We start from the raw sequence: 22,629 nt of genomic DNA on the forward strand, positions 1-22,629 counted from the left end.
GACGGGAGTCGCCTGCGCAATGTTCCGTCGCCGTTACGGCGCGTGTGGTGCGCGCCCGAGGAGCGCGCGGCCCCGGGGGGCGCGGCCCACGGCGGCGGGTTCTGCCCACTGGGCGACAGCCGTACCGGTTATGACCTACTCGTCAGGCTGATCGGGCCGAGCCATGTACCCGTCGACTTCTGCCTCCTCCGGTTCCGCGTTCCCAAACCGCGCGGCTCCGCCTTGTGTCAGTCGTTCGATGTCACGCCAGAACTTGTCGAAGGAGGGCGCGACCTTGCGTGCACGTTCCATGTCGAACGTGCCGGCCAGCGCCGCCTGGTCCACGGTCGGCTTGTACGGCGTGCCGTCGGTCTTCCGGGCCGTCAGCCATTCCTTCGCGCCACGAATGCCTTCCGGGTGAGGAGGGGGTTCCAGCGGATCGTGGAGGCCGCGACACCCGGCAATCGAAGCCGCCGCCGCCAGGAACCACGCCTCGAACTCCCGATGGGCGAGCACCACGGAGATCTCCTTGTCACTGCGCCCAAGGCGGGCCCGTTCCAGAAGGTCGGGTCCGAGACTCGCGGGGCAATCGTCGTCGGAGTCGATCAACAACAGGACTCCGCCTGCCCCGGTCACCTGGTACGAAGCCTGGAGGATGGCGCTCTCAACCCCTCCACATGCGATCAGTTGGTGCGTGGGACACGGCGAGGCGGGGGAATTCGCACGTTCCACACCTGTAGCTCTGTGGTGATCCGGCGCAGCAGCACGGGAAGCGCCGACACCTCGCCGTCTCCCTCCACGATGGAGGCGATGGTGATCGGGCTGGTCATTCGCCCGCCTCCGGCCGGAGTTGTCCGCTGCGCATCAACTCGCCGAGCGTGGTCCGCTTGTCCTTCACCAGGCGACGACTGACCTCGTCGATGCCACCGATCACCGTGACCCCGCCGGTCATCGTCACCACCCGCACGGAATCCGGGTCGAACTCGTCCCGATCGAGCAGGTCGGCGCTCTGCGTGGTGACCACGACCTGGACGCGTTCGCTCGCCTCGGTCAGCGCGTCGAACAGCGCTCCAGCAGCCGCGGGGTGCAGGGCGGTCTCCGGCTCCTCGATCGCGAGCAGCGTCGCCCCGTTGTCCAGCGTCGCTGGTTGGAACAGCGCCGCCAGCACACCCGCCGCGTGGAGTGTCCCCTCCGAAATGGCCTCCGGCCCGAACGGCCGTCCTGCTTCTCGGGTGCGCAGCTCAACCGTCGAGTAGGCATCGATCACACGCTGGTCCACACCCAGCGCATCCGGGACGATCGCTTTGAGGTAGTCGTCGAGCCGCGCCTTGTACGAGGGATGGTCACTTGCCAGCATGCCCAGCACCGAGCCCAGGCGCTCTCCCGCGTAGCCGAGCCGCTCGGCTCGTTGGTTGGGCTCGATCTGCCGCATCCGGTCCGTGTCCAGATGATGGAAGAGCATGGCCGTCAAACCGCGCCACGCTCCGCTGAACTCCCCTTGTGTCGCGGCCAGCGGCAGATAGAGCCGATCCCGCTCTATCCCTCCGCCGCCGACGACCAACCCGGTCTCCACGTCGAACCCAGCCGACCCGGGTTCATCTCCACCGAGGTGAAAGTGCTCTCTTTTGACGACCAGCGGCAGACGTCCCGTGCCGTCCCGTCCGATCGTGAAGCCGTACTCGACCAGCGTCGGTTCACCGTCTCGCTGGGCCGTGAATTCCACCTCGATACCGAACTCGTCAACAGCCTCCGGCACCCGCCTGAGCACCTCGTCCAAGCCACCCCGCTTGGCCACGGCGTCCGCAGGCGTCGACGAGAGCGCGTCCTGGACGAAGTTCAAGGCATCGACGAAGTTGCTCTTCCCCGCCCCGTTGGGCCCCAGCAGGACCGACAGCGGAGCGAAGGTGACCTCGCAAGAGGCGATGCTCCTGTAGTTGGTCACCCGCGCCCGCCGCACGAACGGCACCGCCTGCCCCATCACGCCCTCCGCGCCGTCGTCACATCGATCTGCCCGGTAACCACCGCCGTGATCAGGGCCTGCTTCCAGAGGAGGCCCGCCAACTGCCTGTGGGTGGTTTCCACGTCACTCGCCTTCCGGAAGGGGGTCGAACAGTCCGGTCGTCAAACCGTCGTGCGCAAGCCGTACGACATCATCGCCGAGCGCCGCGGCGCGGTGCAGCAAGTCGGAGAACTCGGCCAGTCGGCGGAACTCGGCACCGTAGCGTCGTTGCTTCGACGCGCCGGAGGGGCCGAAGGTCCTCGACAGCGGTACGGGCGGCATGACGTCAAGGGTCGCCGTTACGGCGCGTGTGGTGCGCGCCCGAGGAGCGTGCGGCCCCGGGGGGCGCGGCCCACGGCGGTGGGTTCTGCCCACTGGGCGACAGCCGTACGAACACGAACCCCGCACGCGCCCCCCGCAGCGGCCCTCCGGGGCGCGCTCGCCCATGGGGCCGTGCGAGGTGGTCGTGCGGGGATGCGTGGTGGGCGGGTCAGGCCTTGAGGTAGTCGCGGTTCATCTGGGCGATGGTGTCGAGCGGGATGCCCTTGGGGCAGACGGCGGTGCACTCGCCGGTGTTGGTGCAGCCGCCGAAGCCTTCGAGGTCCATCTGGTCGACCATGGCCTTGGCGCGGGAGTCGCGTTCGGGCTGGCCCTGGGGAAGCAGGCCCAGGTGGGTGATCTTGGCGGCGGTGAAGAGGGAGGCGGAGCCGTTGGGGCAGGCCGCGACGCAGGCGCCGCAGCCGATGCAGGTGGCGGCGTCGAAGGCGGCGTCCGCGTCGTCCTTCTTGACGGGTACGGCGTGCGCGTCGGGAGCGGAGCCGGCGGGGACCGAGACGAAGCCGCCGGCCTGGATGATCCGGTCGAACGCCGACCGGTCCACCACCAGGTCCTTGACCACGGGGAAGGGGGCGGCACGCCAGGGCTCGATGGTGACGGTGGCGCCGTCCTCGAAGTGACGCATGTGGAGCTGGCAGGTGGTGGTGGCTCGCTGCTCGCCGTGCGCCACGCCGTTGATGACCATGCCGCACATGCCGCAGATGCCCTCGCGGCAGTCGTGGTCGAAGGCGATCGGGTCGTCGCCTTCGAGGATCAGCCGCTCGTTGAGGACGTCGAGCATCTCCAGGAACGACATGTCCGGCGAGACATCTTGGACCAGATATTTCACCATCCGCCCCTTGTCGTCGGGGGTCTTCTGGCGCCACACCTTCAGTGTCAGGTTCATCGTTCGCTCACCGCTCCTCATTCGCACCGCGGAGAGTCCGGCGGTCTCCACTCAGCTCACTGCGTCGGGGTTCGCTCACTTGTAGCTCCGCTGGCTCATCTTGACGTAGTCGTAGTCGAGCTTCTCCTTGTGCAGCACCGGACCGCCCTCCGGCTGGAACTGCCAGGCCGCGACGTAGGCGAAGTTCTCGTCGTCACGCAGCGCCTCGCCGTCCGCGTCCTGCGACTCGGCGCGGAAGTGGCCGCCGCAGGACTCGGTGCGGTGCAGCGCGTCCAGGCACATCAGCTCGGCCAGGTCGAAGAAGTCGGCCACCCGGCCGGCCCGTTCGAGCGCCTGGTTGAGCTCGTCGGCCTCACCGGAGACCTTCACGTTCTGCCAGAACTCGGCGCGCAGCTCGGGGATCCGCTCCAGGGCCTTGCGCAGCGACTCCTCGGTGCGCTCCATCCCGCAGTAGTCCCACATGAGCTTGCCCAGCTCGCGGTGGTAGGAGTCGGCGGTCCGGGTGCCGTTGACGGACAGCAGCCGCGCGATCCGGCCGCGGACCGCGATCTCGGCCTCCGCCACGGCTCCCTCGTCCACCTCGCCGTAGGGTCCGTCGGCCAGGTAGTCGCCGATCGTGGTGGGCAGCACGAAGTAGCCGTCGGCCAGGCCCTGCATCAGCGCGGAGGCGCCGAGGCGGTTGGCGCCGTGGTCGGAGAAGTTGGCCTCGCCGATCACGAACAGGCCGGGGATCGTGGACTGCAGGTCATAGTCGACCCACAGGCCGCCCATCGTGTAGTGGACCGCCGGGTAGATGCGCATCGGCTGGCTGTAGGGGTCCTCGCCGGTGATGCGCTCGTACATCTCGAAGAGGTTGCCGTACTTCTGCTCCACGGCGTCGCGCCCGAGGCGGCCGATGGCGTCGCGGAAGTCGAGATAGACGCCCAGCCCGCCGGGGCCGACGCCGCGGCCCTCGTCGCAGACGTTCTTGGCGGCGCGGGAGGCGATGTCCCGAGGCACAAGGTTCCCGAAAGCCGGATAAATCCGCTCAAGGTAGTAATCGCGCTCATCGTCTGGGATGTCGCCGGCCGGGCGGTCGTCGCCCTTGCGCAGCGGCACCCACACCCGCCCGTCGTTGCGCAACGACTCCGACATCAGCGTCAGCTTCGACTGGTACTCCCCGCTGACCGGGATGCACGTCGGGTGGATCTGGGTGTAGCACGGGTTGGCGAACATCGCGCCGCGCCGGTGCGCCCGCCAGATCGCCGTGGTGTTGCACCCCTTGGCGTTCGTGGACAGGAAGAACACGTTCCCGTAGCCACCGGAGGCGAGCACCACCGCGTCGGCCAGATGCCGCTCGATCTCCCCCGTGACCATGTCACGGACGATCACGCCGCGCGCCCGTCCGTCCGCCACGATCAGGTCGAGCATCTCGTGCCGGGTGTGCATGGCCACCGTGCCGGCCGCGATCTGCCGCTCCAGCGCCTGGTAGGCCCCGAGGAGGAGTTGCTGGCCCGTCTGACCGCGCGCGTAGAAGGTCCGGGAGACCTGGGCGCCGCCGAAGGAACGGGTGTCGAGCAGCCCGCCGTACTCCCGGGCGAACGGCACGCCCTGTGCCACCGCCTGGTCGATGATGTTCGCGCTGACCTGGGCGAGCCGGTAGACGTTCGACTCGCGGGCGCGGAAGTCGCCGCCCTTGACCGTGTCGTAGAAGAGCCGGTGGACGCTGTCGCCGTCGCCCCGGTAGTTCTTCGCGGCGTTGATGCCGCCCTGTGCGGCGATGGAGTGCGCGCGCCGCGGCGTGTCCTGGTAGCAGAAGGACGTGACGTTGTAGCCCAGTTCGCCGAGCGTCGCCGCAGCCGAGCCGCCCGCCAGGCCGGTGCCGATCACGATGACGTTGAGCTTGCGCTTGTTGGCCGGGTTGACCAGCTTGGCCGCGAATCGACGCTTGTCCCAGCGGTCCTCGATCGGTCCCTCGGGCGCCTTGGTGTCGATGAGCGGTTCGCCGACGGTGAAGTTCACTTGATCACTCCGATCGCGATCGCCACGGGCACCGAGAGGAACCCGAGCACCAGCACCAGCGACAGCCCCACTGCGACGATCTTGAGGGGCCGGTAGCTGCGCCCGTTCGCCAGCCCGAGCGTCTGGAACGCGCTCCACACGCCATGCCGCAGATGCAGCCCGAGCATCACCAGCGCGACCACGTAGAACAGCGTGACCGGCCACCGCTCCGGCGCGAACCCCTGCACCAGCCGGTCGTACGGCAGGCCCGCGGGCCCGGCGGGGTTCACGGTCGCGAAGGTCAGGTCGAGGAGGTGCCAGATGATGAACAGCAGGATCACGACCCCGCCGTACCGCATGGTGTGCACGGCGTAACCGGACGCCTGCGTCTTCCGCCTGGCCGCGTACTTCACCGGCCGCGCCTTCGACGCCCGCCTGGTCAGCGTGACCGCCGACCACATGTGCAGGATCACGCTCACCGCGAGCACGACCTCCACCAGCGTGAGCACCGTACGGGCGGGCACGGCGGGCTCGCCCACGTGCCGCAGCCAGTGCGCGTAGTCGTTGAACGCCTCGGCGCCGTAGAAGATCTTCAGGTTGCCCACGACGTGCGCGACCAGGTAGAGCACCAGGACGGCGCCCGTGACCGCCATGACGGCCTTCCTGCCGTTCGAGGATCGCAGGAACCCGCCGGCCTTTCCGGGCGTTGCACTCTTCGCTGGGGTCTCCCCCGCCGCGGGCCTGACCGGTTCGGTCGCCGATCCCCGTTCAATCGTCGCAGTCACGTCACCGACGGTACGAACGCCGCCCGCCCGCCGTCCAAGTCATCACGAGCCTGGTTTCCATAGACCAGAGCTATGACCTCTGCCCCAGCATGGGCATCCGGCGCTTCCGCGACCGGCCGATGCGACCAATCTCACATGCCCAGGGTGCCGTGGGACGAGAAAAGTGATAGCCGTAGGCTATCGAGATGTGCAGTTGCAGCAGCTCGCCTACTTCGTGGCCGTCGCCGAGGCCCGGCACTTCACCCAGGCGGCTGAGCGGATGCGCGTCGCCCAGCCGTCGCTGAGCAAGCAGATCAAGGCGCTGGAGACCGAGCTGGGCGCGCCGTTGCTCAGCAGGGCGCGCGGGAACGTCACGCTGACCGCCGCCGGTGAGGCGCTGCTGCCGCTGGCACGGCGGATGCTCGCCGACGCGGACACCGCGCGCAGGGAGGTCGGCGAGCTGGCGGGCCTGCGCCGGGGCCGGGTACGGCTGGGCGCGACGCCGTCGCTCTGCGCCGGGCTGCTGGCCGACGCCCTGGCGAGGTACCACAGGGACTATCCCGGGGTGGAGCTGCTGGTGGAGGAGGGCGGCTCGCGCGACCTGGTCAGGGACCTGGCTCGCGGGCAACTCGACCTGGCCTTGATCATCCTGCCGCTGCACAGCAGCGATCCCTCCCTGGTCACCGAGGAGATCCTCAACGAGAGCCTGGTGGTGGTGTCCCCCTCGAACGCTCCGGCCCGCAAGCCGTACCTCCGGATCGAGGAGTTGCGCGGGCGGCCGATGGTGATGTTCCGGCGCGGCTACGACCTGCGGGAGGCGACGCTCGCGGCGTGCCGCCAGGCGGGGTTCGAGCCGCGTTTCGCGGTGGAGGGCGGTGAGATGGACGCCGTGCTGCGCTTCGTGGAGGCGGGGCTGGGCGTCGCGGTCGTGCCCTCGATGGTGCTCGACGGCCGGCCAGGACTGACGGGTACGCCACTGGCTCCGCCGGGGCTGCGCCGTACCATCGCGCTCGCACACCGTAAGGACGTCGAGCCCACGCGGGCCGCGCACGCCTTCCGCGCCACCCTGCTCTTCTTCCTGGCCGAGGCGGCCCACGAGGGAAGCCTCCCCCAAGGTGTCGAACTGGCTGGCCAATCCGGATAATCTTCGGCTGACTCGTGCAGACATCCCTCCTACGCGCCCTCCCGAGGTGGCCGTGACCGCCCTGTCCCCCGGCACTCCGGCAGCTCTGCCGGAGACGCTCACGCTGGTGCTCATCGAGGACGATCCCGGTGACGCCTTCCTGGTCGAGGAGTTACTCGGCGAGGCCGAGGATCCACCGAAGATCACGTGGGTGCGAAGCCTGGAGGAGAGCAGATCCAAGCTGTCGCCCGAGGTGCACTGCGTGATAGTCGATCTCTCGCTGCCCGACGCGACCGGGCTGGAGGCGCTCGAACAGGTGCTGACGATGGCGCCGCACTCCGCCGTGCTGGTGCTCACCGGGCTCGACGACGCCCACGTGGGGATCGCCGCCGTGGCCGCAGGCGCGCAGGACTACCTGGTCAAGCAGAATGTCGACGCCCGGCTGCTCGGCCGGGCCATCCGCTACTCCCTGGAGCGCAAGCGCGCCGACCTCACCCAGCGCCGCCTCATGGAAGCCGAGTTGCTCGCCAAGGAGAACGCCCGGCTGGAGCGTGGGCTGCTGCCCGTGCCGCTGTTGCGCACCGACGCCCTGGAGCACCACACCTGTTACCTGCCCGGCAGGGAGAGCGCGCTGCTCGCCGGCGACTTCTTCGACACGGTCCAGAGCGCCGACGGCTCGATCCACGTCGTCATCGGCGACGTCTGCGGTCACGGCCCCGACGAGGCCGCGCTGGGCGTGGCACTGCGGATCGCCTGGCGCACGCTGGTGCTCGCCGGGCACGAGGGCAACGACCTGCTCCACGTCCTGGACGCGGTGCTGCGCCACGAGCGCAAGTCACCCGAGATCTTCACCACCCTCTGCACCGCCGCCATCGCCCCGGATCTCAGCCGCGTGACCATGCACGTGGTGGGGCACCCGGCACCGCTGATCATGCAGGCGGACGGCACCGAGATCGTCCAGGGCGCGCCCTCCGGCCCGCCGCTGGGCATCTTTCCCGACGCCGACTGGACCGCCATCGAAGTCCCCCTCGACGAGGCGTGGGCCCTGCTGCTCTACACCGACGGCCTGATCGAGGCGACCGTGGGCGACGGCCCCCAGCTGCTCGGCACCGAGGGGTTGCTGAACCTGGTGCGCGAGCACGGCGACATCGACCTCGACCGGCTCGTCCGGGCCGTCACGGAGCTGAACCAGGGCCCCGTCAGCGACGATCTGGCGGCCGTCCTGATCCGGCGGGCGGCGCGATGAGCGCACGCAGGGAGTTCGGGCTCCGGCCGCTGCCCTCGCCCGAGCCTCCGGAGGGGTTCGGCAGGCTGTCGCTCGGCCGATGGTTCACCGTCACCGGGGCGATCATCGCGGTGCTGCTGCTGGCCGGCCTGGCCTGGACCGCGACCACGCTGGGCGATGCGCACACCGCCCGCGACACCGTGATCGAGGTGATCGACCCGGCCGCTCTGAAGGCGGCCGAGGTGGCGACCGCGCTCAGCGCCCAGGAGGGCGCGGTCCGCAGCTACGCCCTGACGCAGGACGACGGATATCTGACCGGCTACCGCGACGCGATCAACGGCGAGCGGGCGGCCCTGTCGCAGCTGTCGGGCCTGCTCCGCAGGCTGACCGGCGTGAGTTCGCTCCAGGTCAAGCTCGACGTGCTGCAGACCGCCGCGGGGGCGTGGCGCCGCGAGTACGCGGATCCGATCCTGGCGGACGTGCCCGCCAAGGGCGCCGACGCGCTGACCCGTGAGCGCGTGTCGGTGAACCAGCGCCGCTTCGGCGAGGTGCGCGATTCGCTCGCCGACATCCAACGGCAGCTCGAACGGCTGCACCAGGTCGGCGCGGATGCGGCCAGGGAGGGCGCGAACGCCTTCTATCTCGCCCTGGCCGGCCTGGTCGCGGCGATGCTCCTCACCCTGGTCATCCTCGCCTTCATCGTCAGATACATCGTGCTGCGCCCGGTCGCCGAGCTGGCCGGCCAGGTCCGGGCGGTGGCGGCCGGCGACTTCGACCACCGGCTCCAGGTCGAGCGGCCCGCCGAGCTGGCCGAGCTGTCCAGCCACGTCGACGCGATGCGCGGGCGGATGCTCAGCGAGTGGCAGAGCGCCACCGACGCGCGCAACAGGCTGGAGGACCAGACCGCCGAGCTGCGCCGCTCCAACGGCGAGCTGGAGCAGTTCGCCTACGTGGCCAGCCATGACCTGCAGGAGCCGCTGCGCAAGGTGGCCAGCTTCACCCAGATGCTGGAGCAGCGCTACGGCGACCAGCTCGACGACCGGGCCAAGCAGTACATCGCGTTCGCGGTCGACGGCGCCAAGCGCATGCAGTTGCTGATCAACGATCTGCTCGACTTCTCCCGGGTCGGCCGGGTGGGCGGCGAGCGCAGGCTGACCGACTCCGGCGACGCCGTACGGGCCGCCCTGCGGAATCTGACGGCGACGCTGGAGGACGCGGAGGCCACCGTCGAGCACCACGACCTGCCGCAGGTGTACGGCAACCCGTTGCTGCTCACCCAGCTCTTCCAGAACCTCATCGGCAACGCGGTGAAGTTCCGGGCCGCCGAGCCGCCGGTCATCGAGATCGGGGCCCGCCAGGTCGGGGACATGTGGGAGTTCCACTGCACCGACAACGGGATCGGCGTGGAGGCGAAGTACACCGACCGGATCTTCCTGATCTTCCAGCGGCTGCACCCGCGGGACGTGTATCCGGGGACCGGGATCGGGCTGGCCCTGTGCAGGAAGATCGTCGAGTATCACGGTGGCACAATCTGGGTAGACAACGATCCAAAGTTGGACAAACCGGGCACTACGTTCCGGTGGACCCTGCCGGCTTCAGGAGAGACGGATGGCTGACATGCGCCCGATCGAGGTGCTCCTGGTCGAGGACGACCCGGGCGACGTGCTCCTGACGCGGGAGGCGTTCGAGCTCAACAAGGTCAGCAACCGGCTGAACGTCGTCAACGACGGCGAGCAGGCGATGGCGTTCCTGCGCCGTGAGGACGGCTACCACGACGCCCCGCGGCCCGACCTGATCCTGCTCGACCTCAATCTGCCGCGCAAGGACGGCCGCGAGGTGCTGGCCGACGTCAAGGCCGACGTGACGCTGCGCAGCATCCCGGTGGTCGTGCTCACCACCTCCGAGGCGGAGGAGGACATCCTGCGCAGCTACCATCTGCACGCCAACGCATATGTATCTAAGCCGGTAGATTTCAACCAGTTCATCCGGGTAGTCCGGCAAATCGATGAATTCTTCGTGACAGTGGTCAAACTCCCCAGCTCGGGAGACCAATACTGACCACACGTGACAGGAATCACACCTGGTCAGCGAAAAAGTGAGTGACCCGCCTCACATGAGTGGATGCGGTAGTCGTAACGTATCTGCCACCAATACGCATGTCCGTGTGATCGGCGCGACCACGAGCCGGCGCGCACGAGCGAACGAACCCGGACCCCAGGCAAGCGGGTCCGCGGGAGGTGGAGAGGTCCCCGATGACCCAGACAACGGCCGAGAGCCCGACCAGGAGACAACGTGCGCAGCTCAAGGTCCGCACCTTGCGCACGGATCGATGGTGGCTGTCCCCGGCCCTTACCTTTGCGGCGCTTGCCTCATTCCTCGTCTACGGAGTTTGGGCGATCTTTGATACAAGCTACTTCGTGGAGCCGTACCTCGCGCCCTTCTCCGCCCCCTGTCTCGCGACGTCGTGTCCCGAAGGCGCGCGGCTGTTCGGTTTCGCACCCTTCGGCGACTGGTTCACGCTCCCACCGGGCATCCTGATCCTCGGCCTGCCCGGCGGCTTCAGGCTGACCTGCTACTACTACCGGAAGTCCTACTACCGGTCGTTCTGGCTGTCGCCGCCCGCGTGCGGCGTGGGCGAGCCCCACAAGAAGTACACCGGTGAGACGCGCCTGCCGCTGATCATGCAGAACGTGCACCGCTACTTCTTCTACGGCGCCGTCCTGCTCGGGGCCATCCTGAGCTACGACGCGATCCTCGGCTTCCGCAACAGCGAGGGCGAATGGGGTCACATGGGCCTCGGCACGCTGCTCCTGGTGATCAACGCGGTGCTGATCGTCGCCTACACGCTCTCGTGCCACTCCTGCAGGCACATCACGGCGGGACGCCTCAACCACTTCTCCCGGCACCCGCTGAGGTACCGGATGTGGGGGTTCATCTCCAAGCTCAACGCCAAGCACATGCTGCTGGCCTGGGTCTCGATGTACTCCATCATGATCGCCGACTTCTACGTCCGCATGGTGGCCAAGGGCGTCATCACTGACATCACGTTCTTCTAAGGAAGCCCTGATCATGGAAATCGAACGTCACCAGTACGACGTCGTCGTCATCGGCGCCGGCGGGGCAGGGCTCAGGGCGGCCATCGAGGCACGCCAGCAGGGCAAGAAGACCGCCATCGTCTGCAAGTCGCTGTTCGGCAAGGCGCACACGGTCATGGCCGAGGGCGGAGCCGCCGCGGCCATGGGCAACGTGAACCCGGGCGACAGCTGGAAGGTCCACTTCCGCGACACCATGCGCGGCGGCAAGTTCCTCAACAACTGGCGGATGGCCGAGCTGCACGCCCAGGAGGCCCCCGACCGGGTCTGGGAGCTGGAAGCCTGGGGTGCGCTGTTCGACCGCACCAAGGACGGCAAGATCAGCCAGCGTAACTTCGGCGGCCACGAGTACCCCCGGCTGGCCCACGTCGGCGACCGTACCGGCCTGGAGATGATCCGCACCCTCCAGCAGCGCGTCGTCGCCCTCCAGCAGGAGGACTTCGCGGTCCACGGCGACTACGAGGCGTACATCAAGGTCTTCGCCGAGTGCACGATCACCCGGCTGCTCAAGGACGGCGACGCCATCGCCGGCGCCTTCGGCTACCGTCGCGAGACCGGCCAGCTGCTCGCCTTCGACACGCCCGCGGTGGTGCTCGCCACCGGCGGCATCGGCAAGTCCTACGTCGTGACCTCCAACTCCTGGGAGTACACCGGCGACGGCCACGCCCTGGCGCTGCTGGCCGGGGCGAAGCTGATCAACATGGAGTTCATCCAGTTCCACCCCACCGGGATGGTCTGGCCGCCCTCGGTGCGCGGCATCCTGGTCACCGAGTCGGTCCGTGGCGACGGCGGCGTGCTGCGGAACGCCGAGGGCAAGCGGTTCATGTTCGACTACATCCCCGAGGTGTTCAAGCACCAGTACGCCACCACCGAGGAGGAGGGCGACCGCTGGTACACCGACCAGGCCAACAACCGCCGCCCGCCCGAGTTGCTCCCTCGTGACGAGGTGGCCAGGGCGATCAACTCCGAGGTGAAGGCCGGCCGGGGCTCGCCCCAGGGCGGCGTCTTCCTCGACGTCTCCACCCGGCTCCCCGCCGAGGAGATCCGCAGGCGGCTGCCCTCGATGCACCACCAGTTCAAGGAACTGGCCGACGTCGACATCACCGCCGAGCCGATGCAGGTCGGCCCGACCTGCCACTACATCATGGGCGGCGTCGAGGTCGAGGCCGACACCGGCGCGGCCTCCGTGCCCGGTCTGTTCGCGGCCGGCGAGGTGTCCGGCGGCATGCACGGGTCCAACCGTCTCGGCGGCAACTCCCTGTCCGACCTGCTCGTCTTCGGCCGGCGCGCGGGAGCCGGCGCGGCCGGGTACATCGACTCGCTCGACCGGCGTCCCACCGCCTCCGCGGAGTCCGTGGCCGAGGCCAAGGCGGAGGCGCTCGCCCCGCTCCAGCGGGCCGGTGAGAACCCCTACGAGGTCCACCACGAGCTGCAGCGGACGATGAACGAGCTGGTCGGCATCATCCGCAAGGCCGACGAGATCACCGAGGCCCTGGAGGCCGTGCAGAAGCTCAAGGAGCGGGCGGCGGGCGTCGGCGCGGCGGGCAGCCGGATCTACAACCCCGGCTGGCACCTGTCCCTCGACCTGCGTAACATGCTGCTCGTCAGCGAGTGCGTCGCCCGCGCCGCGCTGACCAGGCAGGAGAGCCGCGGCGGTCACACCCGCGACGACTATCCCGCCATGTCACCCGCGTGGCGGCGCAAGCTGCTGGTCTGCGGCGCGTCCCCGGACGGCTCGGCCGTGACGGTCGAAGAGAAGGCCCAGCCGTCCATGCGCGGCGACCTCATCTCGCTGTTCGAGCGCACGGAGCTGAGCAAGTACCTCACCGAGGAAGAGCTGACCGAGTACGACAAAGCGGTCGAGGAGTCACGATGACCTACAAGGCGAAGTTCCGCGTCTGGCGGGGCGAGGGCGGCGAGGGCAAGCTGGAGGACTTCACCGTCGAGGTGAACGAGGGCGAGGTCGTCCTCGACATCATCCACAGGCTCCAGGCCACCCAGGCCCCCGACCTGGCCGTGCGGTGGAACTGCAAGGCGGGCAAGTGCGGCTCCTGCTCCGTGGAGATCAACGGCAGGCCACGCCTGGGCTGTATGACCCGGATGTCCACCTTCACCGAGGACGAGGTCATCACCGTGACCCCGATGCGCACCTTCCCGGTGATCAAGGACCTGGTCTGCGACGTGTCCTACAACTACGAGAAGGCCAGGGAGATCCCGTCCTTCACCCCGCCCGCCGACGTGAAACCCGGCGAGTACCGCATGAAGCAGATCGACGTCGAGCGGTCCCAGGAGTTCCGCAAGTGCATCGAATGCTTCATGTGCAACAACGTCTGCCACGTGATCCGTGACCACGAGGAGAACAAGCCCGCCTTCGCCGGCCCGCGCTTCCTCATGCGGATCGCCGAGCTCGACATGCACCCGTACGACGTGGCCGATCGCCAGGACTCCGCCCAGGACGACCACGGCCTCGGCTACTGCAACATCACCAAGTGCTGCACCGAGGTCTGCCCGGAACACATCAAGATCACTGACAACGCGCTGATCCCGATGAAGGAACGCGTCGTCGACCGCCGCTACGACCCGCTGGTCTGGCTGGGCAACAAGATCTTCAAGCGCTCGGACTCCAAGACCACCTGACCACCCCCGCAAGCCGTACGCCCCGCCGTACAGGATCGGGCACGACCTGCTCGATCCTGTACGGGCCCGACCTGCTCGATCCTGTACGGGCCCGACCTGCTCGATCCTGTACGGGCCCGACCTGCTCGATCCTGTACGGCAAGCCACCCCGGCGCCACGCGCCGCCGTGGGCAGGCGTCCGTGGACCCACGCCACTCCAGCGCGCAGCCCCGCGCCGCCACGACGCCAACGCCGGCCATGTCCTTCGCTGTAAACCCGCACCGCGCGCCCGCATGAATTCTTCGCCCCGCCCGGGGCGCATCGATGCCGTCCGCTGCTGCGCGTCCCTCGTCAGGGGGTCGCGTTGTCCGTGCGAAGCTGCTGACGGGCCGCGGGAGAAGATGTCTGTCTCGCCCGGTACGGTCGGCGCCGTTCCCGGGCTCACTCAGCGGGCTTGATCGCCGAACGCCAGTACTGACGGGATTCGACGTCCCGTACGACTATGCCGAGCTTGGCGAGTTCGGTGCGAAGCTCGGCGACGTCGGCGGAGTCCCCGGCCTTGAGCGCGGTCTGGCGGGCGCGCAGGAAAGCCTGGGCGTGGTCGTCGAGTCCGGGCATCCCGTCGACCCACCGCAGGAAATCGTCCTGGTGCGGATCGTGGTCGAGCCAGGGGTAGCCCTGCTCGTGGAAGGCCGCGCGGAGCCTGCCGGGGGCATGGTCGGTCTTCTCGCGGGCCAGTTCCTCGGTTCGCGCGCCGAGCAGGACGAGGTGCTTGCCCTCCACATAGACGGTGTGAATCAGCTCGCGGGCGAACGTCTTGGCCTTGCTTGACCGGGTGATGGTCACGGTGGCGGGGCCGATCTCGACGGTGACGACGTCGTCATAGGCCAGCAGGGTGATGAACCCGCCGGCGATGACTCCGACCGCGATGACGACCGCCATCGCCACAGGGCTGTCCAGGAGGCGAGCGAGGAACTCGATCTTCTCCATCGGCGGGATCGCGGGAATGCTCGTGATCCAGCCGGGAAGCCGGGTCAGCAGCCAGCCGACCGCCGCTCCGAGAAGGGGGAAGGCCGTCCACAAGAAGACATGCATCGAAGCGCCGTGCCGTACGACCGACGGACGGCCATCAGTTCCGCTGTAGGTCATGCGCATTCTGCCTTTTCTGGGTTCGATCAACGACTACGCGACCATCACGCAGGACCATCGTCACGGCGCGCAGCGCGTCCACGTGGGCGAGCGGGTCACCGTCCACGACGAGGAGATCCGCGGCGCGCCCGGGCGCGAGCACGCCGGTGTGAGAGACGCCCATGGTTCGGGCGGCGGCCGTCGTGGCGGCGGCGATGGCATCGCGTGCGGTGAGGCCGGCTTCGGCGAGCAGCTCGATGTCGCGGATCAGGCCGCTGCCGGCGTGCACCGAGGGCATGCCCGCGTCGCTGGCCGCGATGAGTGTGCCGCCGGCCTCGTGGAACTCGGCGGCCCGCCGGCGCAGCAGAGCCGCGGTTTCGCCGTCGAGCACGACATGGGTGACGGCCAGCGTCGGCGCGAGGGCGACGCCACCGCGCACCATGACGTCGAGCAGGCGCGGCGGCCAGCCCTCCAGGGGTCCGCGGGGTTCGAGGTGATGGAGCGTGTCCACGCCGCAGGCGAGGAGTTCTTCCAGATCGTCCAGCGTGCCCCAGTGGGCGGCGACCTTCGTGCCGTGGCGGTGGGCCTGGTCGATGATCGCGTTCAGGATCGCCTCGTCGAGGGGTTCGAGGGACCTGCGCCGGGGATCGCCGCGGTCGTGGACGACCTTGATGACGTCGACGGGATCAACGCCGGAGGCGAGTTCCGCCACCTGATCACGAGCCTCGTCCGGGCTGCGCGGGACGCGTACCCAGTCCGCGTCGAGCTTGGCGCCGACCGTGACCACCGGGTGCCCGCCGGGGGAGGTGAAGATCGGTCCGGCGATGAGCAGGCGCGGTCCCGCCAATTCGGCCGCCGCGGCCTTGCGGCGGAAGTCGTGAACCCATCGGTTGTCGTCGCCCAGGCTGCACACCGTGGTCACACCGTGGCTCAGGAACGCGCGCCGCTTACCCGGCTGGTAGCGCATCCAGTCGATGACCGCCTTGCCCCGGGTCAGGACGCCCGGCCGGACTCCCCTGGTCGACTCCGGCGGTCCGAGGTGGACGTGGGAGTCGATCAGTCCGGGCAGCACCGTACGGCCGGGCAGGTCGACGACCCTGGCGGTGGGCGGGATCACCACATTCGGGCCGAGCGCCACGATCTGACCATCCTCGATGAGGACGGTCGCGTTCTCACACGGCGAGAGGGCGTCACCGGCGAGCGCCGTCACACTGGTCAACGCCATAGGCCTGAACACGCGACTATTTGACCATATAGAATTCTGTACATGCAACTAGGGAACGACGGTGGCGGTGGCGGATCGTTCATCGAGGCGGCCCGCCGGGAGCAGATCGTGGCCGCCGCGATCACGGCCATCGCGGCGGAAGGCTTCGCGGGGGCGTCGTTCGTGCGCATCGCCAAGCGCGCGTCGATCAGCCCCGGCCTGATCACCTACCACTTCAAGACCAAGGACGCCCTCATCAGGGCGGTGCTCGACCGGATCGGCTCTCGGCTCGACACCGCGATGGAAGGCGGCCCCGAGCCGGTGAGCAGCTACCCGGACGCGTTGCGCCGCATCCTCACCGGCCACACCCTGCACTGCGTGCATCACCCCGACGACATGGCCGCCCGCAGCGAGATCATCATGGCCGCCACCTCCCCGGCCATCCGCCGCGAGATCGCCGAACGGGGCGAGGAGGGCCGGGCCGAGCTGGTGGCATTCCTGGCGGAAGGGCAACGCGAAGGCGAGTTCCGCGCCTTCGATCCGCACGTCTTCGCCGGCGCACTGCTCGCCGCGATGCAGGCCGTACCGAAGGAACTGAGTTTGCGGCCCGCCGACGCGGGCGAGGATTACACGCGCGAACTGGCCGACCTCTTCGTGACCGCGGCGACCGGCGGTGCGGTCACCGCAGTCCGCACCGAGGACGACGCCTGAGACCGGGGCGTGCGGCGCGCACCGACTGCGCGACAGACACGGGGCTGAGGAACCGGCGGACAGCCGTCATCGCTGAGAACGATCACGGCGCGCGAGAAGATCAGACGGGGGAAACCCTGGTGATGTCGAAGCGGGCGGCCCTGGCGGAGAGTTACCGAGCTTCTTGATCGAGGTTGCCGTGAGCCTCCGCTGAAAGGTCCTGCCAGTCGGCCCAGGTCTTGAGCCGGTCGGCGTAGACCTGCTGGAGCATCGGGTAGAAGCCCTGGCCGAAGAGCACCCGCAGGGGCGGGTTGTCGGAGTCGACGATCTTGAGGAGTGCCTCGGCCGCGGCGGCCGGGTCGCCGGCGGGCTGCTTTCCCGCGAACCCGGCGAGGCGCCGGCGGAGGCCGTCGTAGAGCGGGTTGGCCTCGGCCATGTGGCCGTTGGCGAGTGGATCCGGGTTCTTTCCGGACCTGGTGGCGAAGCCGCCGGGCTCGACCACGGTCACCCTGATGCCGAAGTCGGCGACCTCCTGGGCGAGGGATTCATTCAGGGCTTCCAGGGCCCATTTGGAGATATGGTACGCGCCGCCGAGCGGCATCGCCAGGAGTCCGGCAGCCGAGGACAGCTGGATGATGTGCCCTGCGCCCTGCTCACGCAGGTAGGGCAGCGCGGCCTGGATCACCCACACCGCGCCGAACAGGTTGGTCTCCAGCTGGTCGCGCAGGTGCTGCTCGGTCAGCTCCTCGATCGCGCCCATCTGGGCATAGCCGGCGTTGTTCACGATGACGTCGAGACGGCCGAAGTGCTCCTTGGCCCGCTTCACGCCCTCGAAGACGGCGGCCTTGTCGGTCACGTCCAGCTCCAGCGGAAGCACCGCCTCGCCATAGGTGGCGACCAACTCGTCAAGGCTTTCGGTGGTCCGGGCGGTCGCGGCCACCTTGTCACCGCGCGACAGGGCGGCCTTGACGAAGTTGCGGCCGAGGCCGCGGGACGAACCGGTGACGAACCAGACCTTGCTCATGATGTCTTTCCATTCTTTCTGCGGTGGCGTTCGCGCGATGGTCACCCCGTGACGGGGCCAAGGCGATCACTCGTGGAGTTTGTGTGCCGCGCGGATCGTTCGCGCTGCGTCCTGACGAACATGAGGCGCCGGCGACCCGGACTTTGTGACAGTGCGGTGATGTGACGTGCGCCACCGATCACGGGTGTCACACAGCGGTGCGGGCCGGCGTCTTGTGTACAGAGCACAGTTGAGAGCGAACAGGCAGGAGCCCGCCATGAACGAGCGCAGCGAGCCAACGACGGGCACCGCCGAACCGCTCGCCGGTGGCGGCCGGATGGACTCCGCCACCGAGGCGTTCGTCGCCCACCGCAACCTGCTCTTCACCGTCACCTACGAGATGCTCGGATCGGCTGCCGACGCCGAAGACGTCCTGCAGGAAACCTGGCTGCGGTGGATGAAGGTCGACCTGGGCCAGGTACGCGACCAGCGCGCCTACCTGGTCCGGATCACGACCCGGCGGTCGCTCGACCGGCTGCGCACCATGAATCGCCGCAAGGAGGACTACGTCGGCCCCTGGCTGCCCGAGCCGCTGCTCACCGCGCCGGACGTGGCCGAGAACGTCGAGCTGGCCGAGAGCGTGTCGATGGCGCTCATGATCGTCCTGGAGACGCTCTCACCGACCGAACGCGCCGTCTTCGTGCTGCGCGAGGCCTTCGGTATCAGTTACGACGAGATCGCGGCCGCCGTCGGCAAGAACCCTGCCGCCGTCCGCCAGATCGCGCACCGCGCCCGAGAGCACGTCGATGCCCGCCGCCCTCGTGAGGAGGTCGCCCCGAACCAGGCCCGGGCGGTGTTGGAGTCGTTGCAGCACGCGTTTGAAACCAGGGACCTGCAGGGCCTCCTCGACGTGCTCTCCCCGGAGGTCGTCCTGATCAGCGACGGCGGCGGCGTCAAGCAGGCCGCGCCGCGGCCGATCACCGGCGCCGACAAGGTGGCCCGCTTCATCGTCGGCGGCCTCGGCAAGGCCCAAGTCGCACTCACCAGTATCCACACGGTGGTCAACGGCAACCCGGCAATCGTCCTACGCGTGAACGGCGAGATCGACGGCGTCATAGCAGTCCGTGTCGAGGACGCCCGCATCACCGGCCTCTACTACGTCCGCAACCCGCAGAAGCTGACCCGCGTTGAATCCGAGACCCCACTCACGCTGACGTAATCCTTCAGCCGCCGCGCCATGGTCACGATATCGCGACCGTGCGGAGCACCCCGAGCGAAGACATCTGCTCATCGTCAGAAGCGCGTACCGGCCCGGTCCCGTCACCACGTAAAGCACGCAAACGTTCTCTTCGAGGAGCAGACATGGCCGCTCAGGCTCCCCTGGCAGCCGACACACCGCCATCACCCTGCGATCAACGCGGTGACGAGCCGGCCTGCCGCCTCGGAGCGACTTGGACCTGACGGTGGCACAAGAGGCTCTCGTCCTGCGCACGACGGTCCGGCAGGTCGAGAGCCCGATGGTGGCGGTGTCGATCACGCTGCCGAGGTCGCCGGCAAGCAGAACAAATCTCGGCCAGATTCATTACTAGGAGGTTATTCATGACGAAGAACGTCGCCGGCCTGGAACTGCCGGTCGAGCGGGACTGCCCGTTCTCCCCACCCGCCGCCTACGAGCTGCTGCGCGGGCAAGCGCCGATCAGCAACGTCCGCCTGACCAGCGGCGGCGAGGCGTGGTGGGTGTCCGGGCATGAGGAGGCCCGTGCCGTCCTCGCCGACGGCCGCTTCTCCTCCGACAAGCGCAAGAACGGCTTCCCGCTCTTCACTCTCGATGCGGCGACCCTGCAGCAGCTCCGCAGCCAGCCGCCGTTGATGCTCGGCATGGACGGCCCGGAACACTCCGCGGCCCGCCGTTCGGTGATCGGCGAGTTCACCGTGAAGCGGCTGGCCGCGCTGCGCCCGCGGATCCAGGACATCGTCGACCACTTCATCGACGACATGCTCGCCGCCGACCAGCGACCGGTCGACCTGGTGCAGGCGCTGTCCTTGCCGGTGCCCTCCCTGGTGATCTGCGAACTGCTCGGCGTCCCCTACACCGACCACGACTTCTTCCAAAGCCGCACCACCATGATGGTGCGCCGGACCTCGCTGGAAGACCGCCAGCGAGCCTTCGCCGAATTGCGCGCCTACATCGACGACCTGATCACCCGCAAGGAGTCCGAATCCGGCGACGACCTGTTCGGCCGACAGATCGCCCGGCAACGCCAGGAGGGCGCCCTCGACCACGCGGGCCTGGTGAGCCTGGCCTTCCTGCTGCTGACCGCCGGACACGAGACCACAGCGAACATGATCTCGCTCGGCGTGGTCGGGCTGCTCTCCCATCCGGAGCAACTGGCCTTGGTCAAGGCCGACCCGGGCAGGACGCCCATGGCCGTGGAGGAACTGCTGCGCTACTTCACCATCGCCGACGGGGTCACCTCCCGGCTGGCCACCGAAGACGTGGAAATCGGCGGGGTGAGCATCAAGGCCGGCGAGGGCGTCATCGTCTCGATGCTGTCGGCCAACTGGGACCCGGCGGCGTTCAAGGATCCGGCCGAACTGGATGTCGAGCGCGGGGCCCGCCACCACGTCGCCTTCGGGTTCGGCCCGCACCAGTGCCTGGGCCAGAACCTGGCCCGGATGGAGCTGCAGATCGTCTTCGACACGCTGTTCCGCCGTATCCCCACCCTGCGGCTCGCCGCACCGGCCGAGGGCCTGCCGTTCAAGTCCGACGCCGTCATCTACGGCGTTCACGAACTCCCGGTCACCTGGTGAGGAGGAGATGATGCGGATCAAAGCGGACACCGGGGCCTGCGTCGGCTCCGGCCAGTGCGTCCTGACCGAGCCGGCCGTCTTCGACCAAGACGACGACGGCCTCGTGGCCCTGCTGACCGACCACCCCGACGACCAGAGTGCGGCACAGGCACGCCACGCCGTCACCCTGTGCCCATCCCGAGCCCTATCCATCCTGCAGGAGTAAGCAAAGGGGGGGCTACGAACGCTCCGCTCTGTGAATGGATCACAGTCGGTCATGGAGGGTCGGGGCGTCTCGTCTTGGTATGTGAGCACGACGAACGGAGACGTCATGAAGATCTTCCTTGCCGGAGCGTCCGGTGCCATCGGCAGCCAGATTGTTGTACAACTCGTGGCGCGCGGCCATGAGGTCGTCGGCACGACCCGCTCGGCCACCAAGGCCGGTGCGCTGCGCGTACTCGGCGCCGAGCCGGTTGTCGTCGACGCGCTCAACCCCGAGTCGGTAGCCGACGCGGTGGCCAAGGCGGAACCGGAGGTGATCGTGCACCAGCTCACCGCGCTGAGCGGACCGATGAACTTCCGCCAGTACAAGCTGATGGCGGCCGCGACCAACCGGCTGCGCACCGAGGGCACCGACCACCTGCTGGCCGCTGCGCGCGACGTCGGTGTCCGCAGGTTCGTGGCGCAGAGCAACGCTCAGTGGATGGAACGCACCGGCGGGCCGGTTGCCGACGAGACCGGTCGGATCGAGCCGAACCCCCCTGCCGACGCGGCGGAGGTGGTGGCCGCACTGCGCTACCTGGAGGACTCGGTGACCGGCATCACCTGGGCTGAGGGCATCGCGCTTCGCTACGGCGGTTTCTACGGCCCGGGGACCAGTATCAGCGCCGCGCCAGACGCCGTGATGGCGGGGGAGCTCCGCAAGCGGAAGTCCCCGGTCGTCGGCGGCGGTGGCGGGGTGTTGTCGCTGGTGCACATCACCGACGCCGCGTCGGCCACGGTCGCGGCCGTCGAACGCGGCCGGGCCGGGATCTACCACGTCGCCGACGACGAGCCGGCACCCGTGCGCGACTGGCTGCCGGACCTGGCCCGCGCACTCGGCGCCAAGCCGCCGCGCCGCGTACCGGCCTGGCTCGTGCGCGCGTTGGCCGGTACGGCCGCGGTGGACATGATGACGCGCGCCCGCGGGATCTCCAGCGAGAAGACCAAGCGCGAACTGGGCTGGACGCTGCAGTATCCGAGCTGGCGCACGGGCTTCGCCAAGGGATTGCAATAGCCGACATGTCCGTCTGGGACCTGTACGGCGAGCTGCACCCGCGGGCGTTCGCCATCGCCTGCCAGATGCTCGGCAGCGAAGCCGAGGACGTGGTGCAGGAGGCGTTCCTGCGGATGCACCAGACCCCTGCGACGCGGCGAGCCGATCGCCTCGCCGCGAGCGTACATCGCCACCCTGGCCACCCGGCTGGCCGTCGACCAGCTCCGCTCGGCACGGGTGCGGCGGGAGAGAGTTACATCGGTGAGTGGCTGCCGGAACCGCTGGTCACCGGCCCGACGCCGGCCGAGCACGCCGAGAGGGCCGACTCGCTTGTCACTGGCGTTCCCGGTACTGCTGGAGAACCTCTCGCCGCACCAGCGGGCCGCCTTCCTCCTGCGCGCCGACGATGGTCGGATCCAGACCATCCACTCCACCGTCAACCCCGACAAGCTCCGGCACCTCGACCAAGTCAGCGACCTCGGCGCCCGGCTGCGCGCACAACGCCGATCCGGCGGCAACCCCTGACCGGCGGTCGCGCCCGCGACGCGACCGGCGCGTG

General features: G+C 68.9%; 23 protein-coding genes. 13 read left to right on the forward strand and 10 right to left on the reverse strand.

Annotated features, from left to right (window positions below; translation table 11 throughout):
- Window positions 1-135 precede the first annotated feature (135 nt).
- The 7 genes from MBA17_RS26040 to MBA17_RS26070 all read right to left on the reverse strand — a co-directional run bounded on the left by MBA17_RS26040 (window position 136) and on the right by MBA17_RS26070 (window position 5,965).
- On the reverse strand, window positions 136-591 hold the full coding sequence (locus MBA17_RS26040; protein WP_238499205.1) for a DUF4276 family protein: 456 nt from the start codon (window positions 589-591) through the stop codon (window positions 136-138).
- 71 nt (window positions 592-662) lie between these two features.
- Window positions 663-809 carry a hypothetical protein gene (locus MBA17_RS26045; protein ID WP_238499206.1) on the reverse strand — a complete coding sequence of 49 codons (147 nt, stop codon included), beginning with the start codon at window positions 807-809 and terminating at the stop codon, window positions 663-665.
- Window positions 806-1,957, reverse strand: a complete 1,152-nt coding sequence (locus tag MBA17_RS26050) for an AAA family ATPase (RefSeq protein ID WP_238499207.1) — start codon at window positions 1,955-1,957, stop codon at window positions 806-808. The genes MBA17_RS26045 and MBA17_RS26050 overlap by 4 nt, the downstream gene beginning before the upstream one ends.
- 105 nt (window positions 1,958-2,062) lie before the next feature.
- A complete protein-coding gene (locus tag MBA17_RS26055; protein WP_238499208.1) occupies window positions 2,063-2,260 on the reverse strand; it encodes a hypothetical protein in 198 nt (65 codons plus the stop codon).
- Between the two features lie 208 nt (window positions 2,261-2,468).
- Window positions 2,469-3,200, reverse strand: coding sequence for a succinate dehydrogenase/fumarate reductase iron-sulfur subunit (locus MBA17_RS26060; RefSeq protein WP_238499209.1), 732 nt, complete (start codon window positions 3,198-3,200; stop codon window positions 2,469-2,471).
- A 75-nt stretch (window positions 3,201-3,275) separates the two neighbouring features.
- Window positions 3,276-5,201: a fumarate reductase/succinate dehydrogenase flavoprotein subunit gene (locus MBA17_RS26065; RefSeq protein ID WP_238499210.1), complete on the reverse strand. Its 1,926-nt coding sequence runs from the start codon at window positions 5,199-5,201 to the stop codon at window positions 3,276-3,278.
- Window positions 5,198-5,965: a succinate dehydrogenase cytochrome b subunit gene (locus tag MBA17_RS26070; protein WP_455432851.1), complete on the reverse strand. Its 768-nt coding sequence runs from the start codon at window positions 5,963-5,965 to the stop codon at window positions 5,198-5,200. The genes MBA17_RS26065 and MBA17_RS26070 overlap by 4 nt, the downstream gene beginning before the upstream one ends.
- A 187-nt stretch (window positions 5,966-6,152) precedes the next feature.
- Here MBA17_RS26070 and MBA17_RS26075 point away from each other — a divergent pair, with 187 nt between their 5' ends.
- From MBA17_RS26075 to MBA17_RS26105, 7 genes are all read left to right on the forward strand, one after another.
- A complete protein-coding gene (locus MBA17_RS26075; protein WP_238499211.1) occupies window positions 6,153-7,088 on the forward strand; it encodes a LysR family transcriptional regulator in 936 nt (311 codons plus the stop codon).
- Between the two features lie 52 nt (window positions 7,089-7,140).
- The gene (locus MBA17_RS26080; RefSeq protein ID WP_238499212.1) at window positions 7,141-8,313 is read left to right on the forward strand and encodes a PP2C family protein-serine/threonine phosphatase; all 1,173 of its coding nucleotides are present in this window, start codon (window positions 7,141-7,143) and stop codon (window positions 8,311-8,313) included.
- The gene (locus tag MBA17_RS26085; RefSeq protein ID WP_238499213.1) at window positions 8,310-9,908 is read left to right on the forward strand and encodes a sensor histidine kinase; all 1,599 of its coding nucleotides are present in this window, start codon (window positions 8,310-8,312) and stop codon (window positions 9,906-9,908) included. Before MBA17_RS26080 ends, MBA17_RS26085 begins: the two co-directional genes overlap by 4 nt.
- Window positions 9,901-10,350, forward strand: a complete 450-nt coding sequence (locus MBA17_RS26090) for a response regulator (protein WP_238499214.1) — start codon at window positions 9,901-9,903, stop codon at window positions 10,348-10,350. The genes MBA17_RS26085 and MBA17_RS26090 overlap by 8 nt, the downstream gene beginning before the upstream one ends.
- A gap of 194 nt (window positions 10,351-10,544) precedes the next feature.
- The gene (locus tag MBA17_RS26095) at window positions 10,545-11,348 is read left to right on the forward strand and encodes a hypothetical protein (RefSeq protein ID WP_238499215.1); all 804 of its coding nucleotides are present in this window, start codon (window positions 10,545-10,547) and stop codon (window positions 11,346-11,348) included.
- A 13-nt stretch (window positions 11,349-11,361) separates the two neighbouring features.
- Complete coding sequence (locus MBA17_RS26100; protein WP_238499216.1) at window positions 11,362-13,260, forward strand: fumarate reductase/succinate dehydrogenase flavoprotein subunit; 1,899 nt, start codon at window positions 11,362-11,364, stop codon at window positions 13,258-13,260.
- The gene (locus tag MBA17_RS26105; RefSeq protein ID WP_238499217.1) at window positions 13,257-14,021 is read left to right on the forward strand and encodes a succinate dehydrogenase/fumarate reductase iron-sulfur subunit; all 765 of its coding nucleotides are present in this window, start codon (window positions 13,257-13,259) and stop codon (window positions 14,019-14,021) included. The genes MBA17_RS26100 and MBA17_RS26105 overlap by 4 nt, the downstream gene beginning before the upstream one ends.
- Window positions 14,022-14,441: 420 nt before the next feature.
- Here MBA17_RS26105 and MBA17_RS26110 read toward each other — a convergent pair whose 3' ends face one another.
- Window positions 14,442-15,155, reverse strand: coding sequence for a YqeB family protein (locus MBA17_RS26110; protein WP_455432852.1), 714 nt, complete (start codon window positions 15,153-15,155; stop codon window positions 14,442-14,444).
- A complete protein-coding gene (locus MBA17_RS26115) occupies window positions 15,130-16,353 on the reverse strand; it encodes an amidohydrolase family protein (protein WP_238499219.1) in 1,224 nt (407 codons plus the stop codon). Before MBA17_RS26115 ends, MBA17_RS26110 begins: the two co-directional genes overlap by 26 nt.
- A gap of 42 nt (window positions 16,354-16,395) precedes the next feature.
- Between MBA17_RS26115 and MBA17_RS26120 the strand changes: the two genes are divergently transcribed.
- Window positions 16,396-17,043 (forward strand): TetR/AcrR family transcriptional regulator, encoded by a 648-nt coding sequence (locus MBA17_RS26120; RefSeq protein WP_238499220.1) that lies wholly within the window; start codon window positions 16,396-16,398, stop codon window positions 17,041-17,043.
- Between the two features lie 151 nt (window positions 17,044-17,194).
- Here MBA17_RS26120 and MBA17_RS26125 read toward each other — a convergent pair whose 3' ends face one another.
- Window positions 17,195-18,046: an SDR family NAD(P)-dependent oxidoreductase gene (locus MBA17_RS26125; RefSeq protein WP_238499221.1), complete on the reverse strand. Its 852-nt coding sequence runs from the start codon at window positions 18,044-18,046 to the stop codon at window positions 17,195-17,197.
- Between the two features lie 256 nt (window positions 18,047-18,302).
- Here MBA17_RS26125 and MBA17_RS26130 point away from each other — a divergent pair, with 256 nt between their 5' ends.
- The 5 genes from MBA17_RS26130 to MBA17_RS26150 all read left to right on the forward strand — a co-directional run bounded on the left by MBA17_RS26130 (window position 18,303) and on the right by MBA17_RS26150 (window position 22,595).
- Window positions 18,303-19,244: an RNA polymerase sigma-70 factor gene (locus MBA17_RS26130; protein ID WP_238499222.1), complete on the forward strand. Its 942-nt coding sequence runs from the start codon at window positions 18,303-18,305 to the stop codon at window positions 19,242-19,244.
- 380 nt (window positions 19,245-19,624) lie between these two features.
- Window positions 19,625-20,836, forward strand: a complete 1,212-nt coding sequence (locus MBA17_RS26135; protein WP_238499223.1) for a cytochrome P450 — start codon at window positions 19,625-19,627, stop codon at window positions 20,834-20,836.
- A gap of 10 nt (window positions 20,837-20,846) precedes the next feature.
- Window positions 20,847-21,041, forward strand: coding sequence for a ferredoxin (locus MBA17_RS26140; RefSeq protein WP_238499224.1), 195 nt, complete (start codon window positions 20,847-20,849; stop codon window positions 21,039-21,041).
- Between the two features lie 105 nt (window positions 21,042-21,146).
- Window positions 21,147-22,091 (forward strand): NAD-dependent epimerase/dehydratase family protein, encoded by a 945-nt coding sequence (locus tag MBA17_RS26145; RefSeq protein ID WP_238499225.1) that lies wholly within the window; start codon window positions 21,147-21,149, stop codon window positions 22,089-22,091.
- Window positions 22,092-22,400: 309 nt separating this feature from the next.
- The gene (locus tag MBA17_RS26150) at window positions 22,401-22,595 is read left to right on the forward strand and encodes a sigma-70 family RNA polymerase sigma factor family protein (protein ID WP_238499226.1); all 195 of its coding nucleotides are present in this window, start codon (window positions 22,401-22,403) and stop codon (window positions 22,593-22,595) included.
- Window positions 22,596-22,629 lie beyond the last annotated feature (34 nt).

Source organism: Dolomitihabitans soli, assembly GCF_022213955.1.
GTDB classification, from domain to species: Bacteria; Actinomycetota; Actinomycetes; order Streptosporangiales; family Streptosporangiaceae; genus Streptosporangium_A; species Streptosporangium_A soli.

What these genes read in the sequence shown, in the direction of transcription:
- MBA17_RS26045 (WP_238499206.1), bottom strand. Translation starts at nt 809, where the DNA reads ATGACCAGCCCGATCACCATCGCCTCCATCGTGGAGGGAGACGGCGAG.
- MBA17_RS26050 (WP_238499207.1), bottom strand. Translation starts at nt 1,957, where the DNA reads ATGGGGCAGGCGGTGCCGTTCGTGCGGCGGGCGCGGGTGACCAACTAC.
- MBA17_RS26055 (WP_238499208.1), bottom strand. Translation starts at nt 2,260, where the DNA reads ATGCCGCCCGTACCGCTGTCGAGGACCTTCGGCCCCTCCGGCGCGTCG.
- MBA17_RS26060 (WP_238499209.1), bottom strand. Translation starts at nt 3,200, where the DNA reads ATGAACCTGACACTGAAGGTGTGGCGCCAGAAGACCCCCGACGACAAG.
- MBA17_RS26085 (WP_238499213.1), top strand. Translation starts at nt 8,310, where the DNA reads ATGAGCGCACGCAGGGAGTTCGGGCTCCGGCCGCTGCCCTCGCCCGAG.
- MBA17_RS26090 (WP_238499214.1), top strand. Translation starts at nt 9,901, where the DNA reads ATGGCTGACATGCGCCCGATCGAGGTGCTCCTGGTCGAGGACGACCCG.
- MBA17_RS26095 (WP_238499215.1), top strand. Translation starts at nt 10,545, where the DNA reads ATGACCCAGACAACGGCCGAGAGCCCGACCAGGAGACAACGTGCGCAG.
- MBA17_RS26100 (WP_238499216.1), top strand. Translation starts at nt 11,362, where the DNA reads ATGGAAATCGAACGTCACCAGTACGACGTCGTCGTCATCGGCGCCGGC.
- MBA17_RS26105 (WP_238499217.1), top strand. Translation starts at nt 13,257, where the DNA reads ATGACCTACAAGGCGAAGTTCCGCGTCTGGCGGGGCGAGGGCGGCGAG.
- MBA17_RS26110 (WP_455432852.1), bottom strand. Translation starts at nt 15,155, where the DNA reads ATGCGCATGACCTACAGCGGAACTGATGGCCGTCCGTCGGTCGTACGG.
- MBA17_RS26115 (WP_238499219.1), bottom strand. Translation starts at nt 16,353, where the DNA reads ATGGCGTTGACCAGTGTGACGGCGCTCGCCGGTGACGCCCTCTCGCCG.
- MBA17_RS26120 (WP_238499220.1), top strand. Translation starts at nt 16,396, where the DNA reads ATGCAACTAGGGAACGACGGTGGCGGTGGCGGATCGTTCATCGAGGCG.
- MBA17_RS26125 (WP_238499221.1), bottom strand. Translation starts at nt 18,046, where the DNA reads ATGAGCAAGGTCTGGTTCGTCACCGGTTCGTCCCGCGGCCTCGGCCGC.
- MBA17_RS26130 (WP_238499222.1), top strand. Translation starts at nt 18,303, where the DNA reads ATGAACGAGCGCAGCGAGCCAACGACGGGCACCGCCGAACCGCTCGCC.
- MBA17_RS26135 (WP_238499223.1), top strand. Translation starts at nt 19,625, where the DNA reads ATGACGAAGAACGTCGCCGGCCTGGAACTGCCGGTCGAGCGGGACTGC.
- MBA17_RS26140 (WP_238499224.1), top strand. Translation starts at nt 20,847, where the DNA reads ATGCGGATCAAAGCGGACACCGGGGCCTGCGTCGGCTCCGGCCAGTGC.
- MBA17_RS26145 (WP_238499225.1), top strand. Translation starts at nt 21,147, where the DNA reads ATGAAGATCTTCCTTGCCGGAGCGTCCGGTGCCATCGGCAGCCAGATT.